Annotated in this window: 11 protein-coding genes; 7 read left to right on the top strand and 4 right to left on the bottom strand. The window is 71.6% G+C overall.

Annotated elements, in window-relative coordinates; translation table 11 throughout:
- Positions 1-43 precede the first annotated feature (43 nt).
- Complete coding sequence (locus tag ACWD0Y_RS27190; protein WP_450262962.1) at positions 44-2,899, bottom strand: beta-L-arabinofuranosidase domain-containing protein; 2,856 nt, start codon at positions 2,897-2,899, stop codon at positions 44-46.
- Between the two features lie 180 nt (positions 2,900-3,079).
- A complete protein-coding gene (locus tag ACWD0Y_RS27185) occupies positions 3,080-3,937 on the bottom strand; it encodes a LysR family transcriptional regulator (RefSeq protein WP_450262961.1) in 858 nt (285 codons plus the stop codon).
- A gap of 102 nt (positions 3,938-4,039) precedes the next feature.
- Between ACWD0Y_RS27185 and ACWD0Y_RS27180 the strand changes: the two genes are divergently transcribed.
- The 6 genes from ACWD0Y_RS27180 (at position 4,040) to ACWD0Y_RS27155 (ending at position 9,340) form a co-directional block, all read left to right on the top strand.
- A complete protein-coding gene (locus tag ACWD0Y_RS27180; protein ID WP_450262960.1) occupies positions 4,040-5,020 on the top strand; it encodes an EamA family transporter in 981 nt (326 codons plus the stop codon).
- A gap of 464 nt (positions 5,021-5,484) precedes the next feature.
- Positions 5,485-7,035, top strand: coding sequence for an MFS transporter (locus ACWD0Y_RS27175; RefSeq protein ID WP_450262959.1), 1,551 nt, complete (start codon positions 5,485-5,487; stop codon positions 7,033-7,035).
- A 153-nt stretch (positions 7,036-7,188) separates the two neighbouring features.
- Positions 7,189-7,632 carry a flavin reductase family protein gene (locus ACWD0Y_RS27170; RefSeq protein ID WP_450262977.1) on the top strand — a complete coding sequence of 148 codons (444 nt, stop codon included), beginning with the start codon at positions 7,189-7,191 and terminating at the stop codon, positions 7,630-7,632.
- A gap of 141 nt (positions 7,633-7,773) precedes the next feature.
- The gene (locus ACWD0Y_RS27165) at positions 7,774-8,217 is read left to right on the top strand and encodes an ATP-binding protein (protein WP_450262958.1); all 444 of its coding nucleotides are present in this window, start codon (positions 7,774-7,776) and stop codon (positions 8,215-8,217) included.
- A gap of 212 nt (positions 8,218-8,429) precedes the next feature.
- Complete coding sequence (locus tag ACWD0Y_RS27160) at positions 8,430-8,612, top strand: hypothetical protein (protein ID WP_450262957.1); 183 nt, start codon at positions 8,430-8,432, stop codon at positions 8,610-8,612.
- Positions 8,613-8,836: 224 nt separating this feature from the next.
- The gene (locus tag ACWD0Y_RS27155; protein WP_450262956.1) at positions 8,837-9,340 is read left to right on the top strand and encodes a hypothetical protein; all 504 of its coding nucleotides are present in this window, start codon (positions 8,837-8,839) and stop codon (positions 9,338-9,340) included.
- A gap of 51 nt (positions 9,341-9,391) precedes the next feature.
- On the opposite strand, the gene ACWD0Y_RS27150 is transcribed toward ACWD0Y_RS27155, so the two are convergent.
- Both ACWD0Y_RS27150 and ACWD0Y_RS27145 read right to left on the bottom strand, forming a co-directional pair.
- Positions 9,392-9,922 (bottom strand): DUF305 domain-containing protein, encoded by a 531-nt coding sequence (locus ACWD0Y_RS27150; RefSeq protein ID WP_450262955.1) that lies wholly within the window; start codon positions 9,920-9,922, stop codon positions 9,392-9,394.
- Positions 9,923-9,971: 49 nt separating this feature from the next.
- Complete coding sequence (locus ACWD0Y_RS27145; protein ID WP_450262954.1) at positions 9,972-10,325, bottom strand: DUF6153 family protein; 354 nt, start codon at positions 10,323-10,325, stop codon at positions 9,972-9,974.
- A gap of 259 nt (positions 10,326-10,584) precedes the next feature.
- On the opposite strand from ACWD0Y_RS27145, the gene ACWD0Y_RS27140 reads away from it, so the two are divergent.
- Positions 10,585-12,039, top strand: a complete 1,455-nt coding sequence (locus tag ACWD0Y_RS27140; RefSeq protein ID WP_450262953.1) for a glyceraldehyde-3-phosphate dehydrogenase — start codon at positions 10,585-10,587, stop codon at positions 12,037-12,039.
- Positions 12,040-12,352 lie beyond the last annotated feature (313 nt).

The following is a 12,352-nucleotide window of genomic DNA, read 5'->3' as shown; positions in this document are numbered from 1 at the left end:
TTCGTCACGACCCGGGGCCACGAGCTCGCGCCGTACGTCACCGTCACCTGTCCGCGTAAGAGGCCCTCTTGGCCGTGCTCACCACCTTCCGGCCGTCGGCCGCGCCGAGCAGTCCCGCGGCCACCCAGGCGTCCACCGTGGACTCCACGCGCCTCACCAGGGCCGGCTTGTCCGCGAAGGGGGCGGCGTCCCAGATCTCGTCGAGGAGCGTGGCACCGTCGGGCCGTGCCGGGTTGGCGACGCCGGACTCCGTGGTGCCGAAGACGACCTGCGGCTCGGTGCGCCGGAAGTAGGCGTGGGTGGGGTCCTCCGTCCCCTCGGAGAAGGGCGCGAACTCGACACCGTCGAGGGTGTAGTGCAGCGGCTTGCCCGTCACGGGGGTGAGGCTGGGCAGCAGGTCGCCGGAGAGCGCGGCGTTGCGGTAGAGCCCGAGGCGGAGGTAGTCCGTGCGGGCGTCCCGGCCCACGAGGTTGACCGGACCGTAGAACAGGGTCTGGACGGACGGGTCGTCCAGGGCCTTCTCCACCCGCAGCCGGAAGGGGACCCTCACGCGCACGGTGTCCCCGTCACGCCAGGTGCGGGACACGGCGAAGTAGCTGCCGGGGACCGGAGTCCCCTTCACCGTTCTGCCGTTGACGGTCACCCGGAAGCCGTCCCGCGCCCAGGCCGGCACCCTCAGCAGCAGGTCGAAGGCGGCGGCCCGGCGGCCCCGGACGGTGATCGTGGACCCCTGCTCCCTCGGGTAGTCGGTCGTCTGGGTGACGGTCACGCCCTTCTCCGCCCAGGTGAGCGTGGTGGGGCTGTAGAGATTGACGTACAGGGCGGTGCCGTCGGGCCGCGCGAAGTACACCGAGTCCTGGTACTTGGTGTGGCTCTCCATGCCGGTGCCCTCGCAGCACGTCGTACCCGCCTTGGGCGTGTAGTCGCGCACGTGTCCGGGCCGCAGCCCGACGAAGTAGGTGACGAGCGGCTTCTCCGCGTCCGGCCGGTCCTGCCTGGAGCCGAGGATCTGGTTGTGGAGCGCCCGCTCGTAGTAGTCCATGTACGCCGGGTCCTGCTCGTGGAAGAACAGCGTCCGGCTCAGCTTGAGCAGGTTGTACGCGCAGCAGGTCTCGGCGTTGGTGTCGCTGAGCGTTGCGGCGACGGCCCCGGGCGCCTTCCAGAACTCCGCGGTACTGGTGCCGCCGATGCCGTACATCCGGGTCGGGACGACCATGCCCCAGAAGTTCTTCGCCGCGGTGAGGTACCGCTCCTCGCCGGTCTCGTCGTACAGCCGGACCAGCCCGGTGAAGACGGGGATGTGCTGGTTGGCGTGCATGCCGTTCAGGATGTCCTCGCCCGCGGCACAGGCGTCGATGAGCCGGTCGAGGTCGAAGAGCCGGGCCAGCGCCAGGTGTTCGCGCTTCCCGGTGACCGCGTACAGGTCGCAGATCGCTTCGACGATGCCGCCGAACTCGCCGCTGGAGAAGATCCCCCACATGCGCTGCAGGGTGGTGGCGGGCAGCTTGGACAGCCGGGAGTACATCCAGTCGCACATGCCCTCGGCGAGGTCGAGCGCCCGGGTGTCACCGGTGCCCAGGTACGCGTCGAGGAGTCCGCGCAGGATCTTGTGGGCGGTGTAGTACGGCGCCCACACCACGGTGTAGTTGCCGGCGGTCATCGACTCCAGGGTGATGAACTGCGTCTCCGGGTACGCCGCGAGGAAACCGGGGTGGCTCGGCGCGCCCCAGGTGCGGCGCAGGGTGGCGTGGAGTCCGCGGCCGGAGGAGTCGGCGAAGGCGGAGCCGCTCGTCTCGTCGAAGCGGTACGAGGCCAGGTCGCCGGCGCCCGCGGAGGACCGGTCGGCGGGCGTGTCCTGGAGTCCGGCGATCTCGGTGGCGGTCAGCGCCCGCGACCAGATGTCGACCCGGTCGAAGGCTCCGGCGAAGACGGGGTCGGCGGGGAAGTGCGAGCGGCCGAGCCAGTGGTGGGCGAGGGTCCCGAGCGCCGCCGGGCCGAGGGTCGTCGCGGTGTTCCGGCCGACGGCGGCGCCGTTGACGTAGAGCGTGGCGGTCGTGCCGGTGAGCGTCACCGCGAGGTGGCTCCACCGGTTCAGCGGCAGCGGGGCGGTGCCGTCGACGCTCTGCTCGCCGCCGGGGCCGCTGGTGGTGAGGGCGAAGCGGGGGTGGCCGTTCGCGTTGCGGGCGGCCAGGTAGAGGTAGCGGGTGGTGTCGTCGCCGAAGTCGAAGACGCGGGTCCAGTCGGCGTCGTGCGTGGGCTTCACCCAGGCGGAGAGGGTGAGGGAGGGTGCGTTGCCGAGGACGCCGGCGGGCAGGTCGACGTACTGGTGGGAGCCGCGCACGTTCTCGGCGGCCGTACCGAACCTCCCCGGGACGCTGAGCACGGCCGGATCGCGGCGCAGCGCCTCACGGACCTCGGTCAGGGCGCCGATCATGTAGCGGACCTTGTCGGAGTAGGCCGCCTCCCCGGTGCTCCCGTACGCCTGGGAGAGCATGGTGAGGAAGTGGCCCGTGTAGTGGCCGCGGAGGTTTCCGTTCGCCTCGCCGTCGAGACCCTCCCAGCCGCCGGGAGCGACCGCGTCACGGGTGGAGAGCCCGGCGTTGGCACGGAAGACCTGCAACAGCCGGTCGACGTCGTAGCCACGGCCGTGATCGAGCATCAGGTCGCGCTTGGCGGCGAAGACTCCGTCGCTGCCGAGCGTCACGTCCTTGAGCGCGAAGGGCCGCACTTTCCAGGCGGACGGTGCCGGCGGCGCGACGCCGGCACCACCGGCGGGCGCGGTGCGGGGCGAGGTCCGGGGCGCCGCGGTGGCCGGGGCCCCGGGCAGGGACGACACCAGTGGCACCGCCGCAACGAGCGTCGCACCGCGGAGAAAACGTCGTCGGTCCAGGGGCGGCATGAACTCCTCATTTCGTCCGAGATATCGAACGTGGTCTGGCCGGTCGATCGGACGGTAGGGCTGTGACGAAGACACGTCAACACCTCCGCGGCAACGGAAGGCGGCAGAAGTCACTGGGGAGCAGCGTCGCCGCCGTACCGGACCTGTCGGACCTGCCGGACCTGGCGGCGCGAAGACGCGTCAGCGCGGTCCGGCCACCGCCCGCGCCAGGGCCACCAGCCGACGGACGGCCGGATGCGGGGACGCGCTGCGCCAGGCCAGGAAGACGGGGGCGCTCGGGGCGTCGGTCAACGGCCGGTACGTCACACCGCGGTGCGCGTGCATCTGGGCGGTGGAGGCCACCGACGCCCCCGTGCCGCGGCCCGCGGCGATCGCGGTGAGCCAGTCGTCCGTGTTGGCCACCGTGACCGTCGCCGTGGGGCGGATCTCCTCGGGCCACAGGTCCGGCGTCGTCAGACCCGAGACCGTGTTCAGGACGACCGGGCCGGCCGCGAGGTCCGCCAGGGTCAGCGAGGCCCGCGCCGCGAGCGGATCGTCCGACGGCACGGCCGCGACCCTGGGCTCCGTGAACAGCAGCTCGGTGACCAGGCCGGGCGTGTCCACCGGGCCGCGCAGTACGGCGGCGTCGACCTCGCCGCGGGCGAGTCCCGCCGTACGGTCGTCGATTCTCAGCAGTTCGAGCGGGGTGTCCGGATGTTCCCGCTGCCAGCGGCGCAGCAGCGGGGTGGTGTACGGGCCGAGGGCCGACCAGGCGTGTCCGAGCCGCAGGGGCCGGTGCGGCAGCCGTCCGGCGTCGAGCGCCTCGTCGAAGGCGGCAACGGCGGCGGCGGCCTTGTCGCGGAAGGCCCGGCCCTCCGCCGTGAGGGCGAGGTGGTGTGTGGAGCGGTCCACCAGCCGCACGCCCATCCGCTTCTCGAGCGAGGCGAGGGTGCGGGAGACGCTGGGCTGGGTGAGGCCCAGCCGGGCCGCGGCCCTGGTCACGTTGGACTCCTCCGCGATGGCGAGGAAGCAGCGGAGATGGCGCAGCTCGATGCTCATGCGTGTGGAGCATAACCGCAGCGAGAACGGCATTTCACGCGCGCCGCCCGGGTCCGTAGCGTGAGGAGGACCGGACGGGGCGAAGGGACCGGGGAGGCTGGAGTGAAGGACACGCGGTCCGCGGACGCGGGCACCGGTGTGCAGGCGGGCGCGGCGGCCGTACTGCCGGAGGCGGCGGGCGCGGCGGCGCGGACGTCCGGCGGCGGCGCCGCGCCGCCCCCCGTCGCCCGGCGTTCCCTGGGACCTGTGGCGCTCGTCGTCGCGGGCGGTCTTTCGGTGCAGTTCGGGGCGGCCGTCGCCGTGCTGCTGATGCCGCGGGCCGGTGCGCTCGGCGTCGTCACGCTGCGGCTGGTGCTCGCCGCCCTGGTGCTGCTCGCGGTCTGCCGGCCCCGGCTGCGCGGGCACTCCCGCGCCGACTGGGCCACCGTCCTCGCCTTCGGCGCCGCCATGGGCGGGATGAACATGCTCTTCTACCAGGCCGTGGACCGTATCCCGCTGGGCGCGGCGGTCACCCTGGAGGTACTGGGTCCGCTCGCCCTGTCGGTGTTCGTCTCGCGGAGGCCGGTGAACCTGCTGTGGGCGGGGCTCGCCCTCGGCGGCGTGGTGCTGCTCGGCGGAGGGGGCTTCGACCGGCTCGATCCGGCCGGTGCGGCGTTCGCCCTGGCGGCGGGCGGCATGTGGGCGGCGTACATCGTCTTCAGCGCCCGCACCGGACGGCGCTTTCCGCAGGCGGACGGGCTGGCGCTGGCGATGGGGGCCGGCGCGCTGCTGAGCCTGCCCTTCGGGCTCGTGGAGGCGGGGGCACGGCTGTTCGTCCCCTCGACGCTGGGGCTGGGGCTCGCGGTGGCGCTGATGTCGTCGGTCCTGCCGTACACGCTGGAGCTGCTGGCACTGCGCAGGCTGCCCGCTGCGACGTTCGCGGTGCTGATGAGCCTGGAGCCGGCGATCGCCGCCACGGCCGGTTTCCTCGTACTGCGTCAGGCCCTGTCGCCCGCGGAGGGGCTGGCGATCGTGCTGGTCGTCGCGGCGAGCATGGGGGCGGTGCGGACGCAGACGGCCACAAGGACTCCGCCGGAGCCGTAGCCACACCGGAGCCCGCCGGGGGCGCAGGCACACCGGCGAACACCCCCGCGATGGCGCGGAACAGCCCGCCGGTCCCCCGGCGGGCTGTTCCGGTCGGGTGGCCGGTGCCGGATCAGTGCCGGGTCCTGGCGTGCCGGACGGGGCGCCCTCGCTGTCGTGGATCACCACGTTGCCGTCGGCACCGGGTTCCGCCTTGCGGGAGACGGGACGAGGTCCTGACGCGCTGTCGTGGGCGACGGCCGGAAGCGCGGTGACGAGGGAGCGGCCGGGGCGGAGACGGAGTCCCGGCCGGGGCCTGAAGCGAACAGAGCAGGCATGTTCACTTGCTTCTCCGCCCGTCGTCCGCCGGCCCGCGTCCCTGGACGGACCCGGCAGCGGTTACCGAGCGGTTTGCCCAGTTTGATCAGGGGTAGTTGGATCCGGCCCCTTGGGCGCCGATGGAGTCGCTGTAGGAGGAAGCGCAGATGAGTCAGACCGAACGCGTGGGGACCGGGACCATCACCACCAAAGTCCCGGCCAGACTCGACCGCCTCCCGTGGTCGAGGTGGCACTGGATGATCGTGATCGGGCTGGGCACCGTGTGGATCCTCGACGGCCTCGAAGTGACCGTCGTCGGCAATGTCGCGAGCCGCCTCTCGGAGGAGGGCAGCGGGCTGCCGATCACGGACGCGCAGGTCACCGGGGTCGCCGCCGCCCTCTACGTGGCCGGCGCCTGTTCCGGCGCCCTGTTCTTCGGCTGGCTCACCGACCGGTACGGCCGCAAGAAGCTGTTCCTCATCACCCTGGCGGTCTACCTGGCGGCGACCGCGATGACCGCCCTGTCCTACTCCTCGTGGTGGTTCTTCCTTTTCCGCTTCCTCACCGGCTTCGGCATCGGCGGCGAGTACGCGGCCATCAACTCGGCCATCGACGAGCTGATCCCCAGCAAGTACCGGGGACGCGTGGACCTCATCATCAACGGCAGCTACTGGCTCGGCGCGATGGGCGGCGCCCTGCTGTCGGTCCTGGCTCTCAACACCGACATCTTCCCCAAGGACATCGGCTGGCGGCTCACCTTCGCCCTCGGTGTCGTACTCGGCCTGGTGATCCTGCTGGTCCGCCGGCACGTGCCGGAGAGTCCGCGCTGGATGTTCATCCACGGGCGCTCGGAAGGCGCGGAGGAACTCGTCACCGGGGTGGAACGCGAGATCGAGGAGGAGACCGGGAAGCGCCTGCCCGAACCCGGGACGGCCATCACCATCGAGCAGCGGCGCAGTATCGGATTCGTCGAGATCGGCCGGACGCTGTTCCGCTCCTATCCCAAGCGCGCGGTGCTCGGCTTCGCGCTCTTCATCGGGCAGGCGTTCCTGTACAACGCCATCACCTTCGGTTTCGGCTCGATCCTGGTGAAGTTCTTCGACGTGTCCAGCGGGTCGACGGGGTACTTCTTCGCGGCCATCGCCTTCGGCAACTTCCTCGGGCCGCTGCTGCTGGGGCGGCTGTTCGACACGGTGGGCCGCAAGCCGATGATCGCCGGCACCTACATCCTCTCGGGACTGCTGCTCTTCGTCACCGCGTGGTTCTTCAACAGCGGCTGGCTCGACGCGACGACCATGACCGCGTGCTGGGCCGTCGTCCTCTTCTTCGCCTCGGCCGGCGCGAGTTCCGCCTACCTCACGGTCAGCGAAATCTTCCCGATGGAGACCCGCGCGATGGCGATCGCCTTCTTCTACGCCATCGGCACGGCGGCCGGCGGTATTTCCGGGCCGCTGCTGTTCGCGAAGCTCACGGAGAGCGGAGTCGTGGGGGACGCCGTACTCGCGTTCTGCATCGGCGCGTCGCTGATGGTGGCCGCGGGTGTGGTGGCGGTGTTCTTCGCCGTCGCGGCGGAGGGCAGGTCCCTCGAGGACATCGCGACTCCGCTGTCCGTCAGCACACCGGCGAGTGGCGGAGCGCCGGGCGGACGGACGGACGGGGACAGGACGGACGGGGACAGGGACGGCGGGGGAAGCCCTTCCGGCGCCTTCACCGGCTGACCCGCCTTCCCGGTCGTGGGCGGCCCGCCCGGTCGCCGGGTCCGCGGAACGCTCTCACGGGCTCGCGGCCGCCGACGCGCCCCCGCCGGGCCGTCGGCCGGGTACGGTCGGCTCGTGGAGCTCGACACGTTCACCGATCTGCTCGACTATCCGATGTACGTCGTGACGGCCGCAGCGGCAGGAGAGCGGTCGGGATGCCTGGTGGGGTTCGCCTCCCAGTGCTCGATCCGTCCGCCCCGGTTCATGGTGTGGCTGTCCACGGCCAATCACACGTACCGCGTGGCCCGACAGGCCTCGCACCTGGGCGTGCACCTGCTGCGTCGTGAGGACAGGGCGCTGGCCGGGCTGTTCGGCGGCGAGACCGGTGACCGTGTCGACAAGTTCGAACGCGTCGCGTGGCAGTCGCAGGACGGTGGCACGCCGGTACTGACCGACGCCTGTGCCTGGTTCGTCGGACGTGTCCTGGACCGCTTCGCGGGAGGAGACCACGTGGGTTTCCTCCTGGCGCCGGTGGCCGGGTCCCCGCGCCCGCCCGGCCGCGCCCGGCTGCTCGGCCTCACCGACGTCGCCGACCTGTCGCCGGGCCACCCCGCCTGATCAGGGCAGCGGCCTCACGCCCTTCGCGCGGAGTCCGGACCCCGCCCCGCCCGGTCCGGATGTACGGCGCCGAGGTGATCCGGGCCGCAGAGGGTAGACGTTCCGCAGTCGTTGCTGGACGAGAACTCCGGAGAGAATGCCATGGCCGTCAAAGCGACCGGATGGGCCCGCACGTTCCCCGCCGACAAGGGTGTACGCGAAGGTCGGAAGTGGACGCGTAGCCAGCTGGAGACCCTCCCCTGGGCCGCCGGGGCACCCGATACCGTGGACGAGATCGTACTGGCGGTCTCCGAACTCCTCACCAACGCGCACCTGCACGCCCGCAGTGACGCCCAACTGGTGCTGACCTGGGACAGCACCTGCCTGCACGTGAACGTCCACGACGAGGCCGCCGCCGTGCCCAAGCCCAGGGACCCGGGCCCGGGGGCCGTTTCGGGAAGGGGCGTCAGCATCGTGCAGGCCCTCGCCGACAGCTGGCAGACCCATGCGCAGCAGCACGGCAAGACGGTCACCGCCTGCTTCAAGCCCCCTCAGCCCGAGCCGTCGTCCGCGACGCCGAAGCCCGCGGCGCCTCAGCGCCCCTGACCCGGCCGGGCAGGGGCCGGAGCTCGAAGGCCCAGCCGTTACGGGAGAGGCTTTCCGGCCCCGGCACAGTGACTCCCGACGGGTGAGGTGCCTGACCGGATCGGGTGATGTGCCCGGGGAAATCAAGCTGTCCGGGGCCGGCGACGCACAAGCGCGCCCGTCGCACGGTGAAGATGGGACGGAATCCTCGTACGCGCCGAAGGGACAGAACCATGCGCCGTCGTTTCGCCCTTGCCCTCACCGCCTCCCTCGCAGCCGTCCTGCTCGCCTCCGGGACCGCCACCGCGGTGCCCGCCGATGACACCCCCACCACCCTGACCCCGCGGGAGCAGGCAGGTCTGGACTTCGCCGGGCAGGTACTCACCGCGCTCCTCGGCGGCGGTGCCTTCCGGTAGGCGGGCCGTCGTGGCGGGCGAGAAGCTCCGCGGAGCTTGTGCGCCCGCCCGCCGAGTCCACCGCTGCGGCGTCATCCGTACGGCCAACCGGCGGACAGCGGCAGCCGCACAAGGGATACCGAGGGAGGATTCGGGTGTGGGGGCCGCAACCATTCGGCGCATCCATGTGTCTCAGTAGCCAAGACCGGACAATGCGCATGAAAAACGGAAGTCGAGGACATCTGATGCCCCGTACCGCTTCGCGTGCCACCGCTGTCGTCACCGCGTGCGCCGCCGCAGTCGGCCTCACCCTGACCATGGCCGCGACCTCTCCGGCCGCCGCCCAGCCGGACCGGGCCGCCGCGACCGCCCACGACACCCCGGCCGTGCGGACCGCCCCGACGGCCGAGCCCGCCCCGGACAGCCGCTGGACCGCTGCGGAGATCCACCGCTTCCTGGTCGGCTTCTACGGCAAGCACGGCCCGTCCCCCTGGCAGCGCGAGCACCAAGTGGCGCCCGACCTCAAGGAACGGGCCGCCAACACCCCCGACTACGACCTGCTGCTGTGCGCCCAGAACACGCCGCAGAACATCTCGGTCGGCAAGGTGACCACCGCGCAGTCGGCGGGGGTCGGCTGGGCGACGGTCACCACTCACTGGGGCGCGAACGACAAGCGGCACTTCACCGCGTACGTCGACCTGGACGCGGAGAAGCCCCTCAAGCTGCTGGATGTCTCCTGCCAGCTGTGAGCTCGCGCTGCGGGGACGGCTGGTGGCCGCCCCCGCAGCCGGCCCGTGGGGTCAGTCGTCGCCGAGCAGCTCGTTCATGCGCGTGATCTCGGCGCTCTGCGAGGTGACGAGGTCACCGGCCATGTCCTTGGCGGGCCGGCAGGCGCCGTCGGACCGCTCGGTCTTCGCCATCTCGACCGCGCCTTCGTGGTGCTTGACCATCATCCGCACGAATGCGGTGTCGAACGCCGTGCCGGATGCCTTCTCCAGCTCGTCCATCTCCTCAGGCGTCATCGTCCCGGCCATGGAGTGGCCGCCGTGCCCGGCGTCCAGGCCCTCCTCGGGGACTTCCTCGCCCCAGGCGGTGAGCCACCCGGACAGCGTCCCGATCTCCGGGTCCTGTGCCTTCTTGATCTCCGCGGCCAGCTTCTCGACCTCGGCGGATTCAGCGCGCGTCTGCGCCAGACCGGCCATTTCGACCGCCTGACGGTGGTGCGGGATCATCCCCTTCGCGAAGGCGACGTCGGCGGCGGTGGCACGGCGGATCAGGGAACGGTGTGCGGTCATGGTGGTGCGACTCCTGCGTGTGTGCTCCATGGGCATGGCTCTTGACGGCGGCACCGCCCGGCGGGGGCGGGCGCAGCGGGCCGGCTTATATGCGCAGGAGTTGCAGTGCGCTCAACGAGGGCGGGGCCCGCCCGCCCGGCGTCGCCGCGGGGGTGGGCACGTCCGCAGCCGGGCACGCGACGGCCCCGGCCGGGGCCGGGTCGGGCACTGCGGGCGCTGCGCTCGTACCGCCGGCAGCGCACGTGTCGTCGGCGTGCTCGGCATGTCCGCCGTCACCACCGTCGTCATGGCCGGCGTGGACACAGCCCTCGTACGCGGCCGCGCCGGAGTGCGACGAGGCCGCGGCCATGACCGCGTGGCGGACCTCCGGCACGGCGGAGGGCGACGCCGGAGGGGCAGCAGGACCCAAGCCGTGCATGGCCACCAAACCCGCCAACACGGCCGGCACCAGGAGCACGTACACCCACAGCCCGCCACCGGGCCGGGCCTCGTGCCACGCCTGCCGTCTCCTACCCGCATCCTCATCAGCGACCAGGATCCCACCGGCTCAAGTATCTTCACGCCGCCCGGCAGGCCACCCCCAGCCCCGGTCGGGCCATGGGCCCGAGCAGGGCATCCCGCTCAGGTGGCACCACCTGGATGATCAAAGCAGCGGTGGGGTTAGCATATGAGCGCCGCCTAGCTCGAAAGATAAACCTGTGACTGTCAATGACGACTCGTTCACCAACTGGAAGAACCGCGAGGAGATCGCGGAGTCGATGATCCCCATCATCGGGAAGCTACACCGGGAGCGTGATGTCACGGTCCTGCTCCACAGCCGCTCCTTGGTGAACAAGTCAGTGGTCAGCATCCTCAAGACCCACCGTTTCGCCCGGCAGATCGCCGGCGGAGAACTCTCGGTCACCGAGACGCTGCCGTTCCTGCAGGCTCTCACCACGCTCGATCTCGGCCCTTCCCAGATCGACATCGGCATGCTCGCCGCCACGTACAAGGCCGACGACCGCGGTCTCTCCGTCGAGGAGTTCACCGCCGAGGCCGTCGCCGGTGCCACGGGCGCCAACAAGATCGAGCGCAGCGAGGGGCGCGACGTCGTCCTCTACGGCTTCGGCCGCATCGGCCGCCTCGTCGCCCGCCTGCTCATCGAGAAGGCCGGCTCCGGCAACGGCCTGCGGCTGCGCGCCATCGTCGTCCGCCCGGGCGGTGGCCGGGCCGCCGAGGATCTCGTCAAGCGCGCCTCGTTGCTGCGCCGTGACTCCATCCACGGCCAGTTCCAGGGCACGATCACCGTCGACGAGGCGAACAGCACGATCGTCGCCAACGGCAACGAGATCAAGGTGATCTACGCCGGCGACCCGTCGGAGGTCGACTACACGGCGTACGGCATCAAGGACGCCATCCTCATCGACAACACCGGCAAGTGGCGCGACCGCGAGGGCCTGTCGACCCACCTGCGTCCCGGCATCGACAAGGTCGTCCTGACCGCGCCGGGCAAGGGCGACGTCCCCAACATCGTGCACGGCGTCAACCACGACACGATCAAGCCGGACGACCAGATCCTGTCCTGCGCGTCCTGCACCACCAACGCGATCGTCCCGCCGCTGAAGGCGATGGCCGACGAGTACGGCGTCCTGCGCGGCCACGTGGAGACCGTCCACTCGTTCACCAACGACCAGAACCTGCTGGACAACTACCACAAGGCCGACCGCCGTGGCCGCTCGGCGCCGCTCAACATGGTGATCACCGAGACCGGTGCCGCCTCCGCCGTCGCCAAGGCACTGCCCGAGCTCAAGGCGCCGATCACCGGCAGCTCGATCCGTGTGCCGGTGCCGGACGTCTCGATCGCGATCCTCAGCCTGCGGCTCGAGCGCGAGACCACGCGTGAGGAGGTCCTCGACTACCTCCGCAACGTGTCGCTGACCTCGCCGCTCAAGCGCCAGATCGACTTCACCACCGCTCCCGACGCGGTCTCGAGCGACTTCATCGGCTCGCGCCACGCCTCGATCGTCGACGCCGGCGCCACCAAGGTCGACGGCGACAACGCGATCCTCTACCTGTGGTACGACAACGAGTTCGGCTACTCCTGCCAGGTCATCCGCGTCGTCCAGCACGTGTCCGGCGTGGAGTACCCGACCTACCCGGCCCCGGCGGTCTGATCCCGGCGCACCGCCCGGTCCAGCGCTCCCGGCCGACGGGTGGCGGTGGGCGGCAACCGGCCCCGATCGGCGTCCGGTTGCCCTCCCCCCGTCACTCGTCGCCCATCGCCCGCGCATGCGCACCCGTCCGCCGGAACGCCTGCCCTCATCGGGACAAGGGCCCTGAGCACGGGTCGGACAGGACTGACGCCACCCGGTACTGAAGGCCGCCTTCCCCTGCGGACCGGTCCGCAGGGGGAGGGGGGCGGGGGGGGGGTGTGGGCGGGGGGCCCGGGGGCGGGGGGGGGGGGCGGCCGGGGGGGGGCCGGCGGGG

This window comes from Streptomyces altiplanensis (assembly GCF_053591575.1).
The sequence above is the reverse complement of the archived record's forward strand: the minus strand, read 5'-3'. Positions and strand labels throughout refer to the sequence as shown.

Coding starts and splice junctions, on each gene's coding strand:
- ACWD0Y_RS27190 (WP_450262962.1), bottom strand. CDS start 2,899: ATGCCGCCCCTGGACCGACGACGTTTTCTCCGCGGTGCGACGCTCGTT.
- ACWD0Y_RS27185 (WP_450262961.1), bottom strand. CDS start 3,937: ATGAGCATCGAGCTGCGCCATCTCCGCTGCTTCCTCGCCATCGCGGAG.
- ACWD0Y_RS27175 (WP_450262959.1), top strand. CDS start 5,485: ATGAGTCAGACCGAACGCGTGGGGACCGGGACCATCACCACCAAAGTC.
- ACWD0Y_RS27170 (WP_450262977.1), top strand. CDS start 7,189: ATGTACGTCGTGACGGCCGCAGCGGCAGGAGAGCGGTCGGGATGCCTG.
- ACWD0Y_RS27165 (WP_450262958.1), top strand. CDS start 7,774: ATGGCCGTCAAAGCGACCGGATGGGCCCGCACGTTCCCCGCCGACAAG.
- ACWD0Y_RS27160 (WP_450262957.1), top strand. CDS start 8,430: ATGCGCCGTCGTTTCGCCCTTGCCCTCACCGCCTCCCTCGCAGCCGTC.
- ACWD0Y_RS27155 (WP_450262956.1), top strand. CDS start 8,837: ATGCCCCGTACCGCTTCGCGTGCCACCGCTGTCGTCACCGCGTGCGCC.
- ACWD0Y_RS27150 (WP_450262955.1), bottom strand. CDS start 9,922: ATGCCCATGGAGCACACACGCAGGAGTCGCACCACCATGACCGCACAC.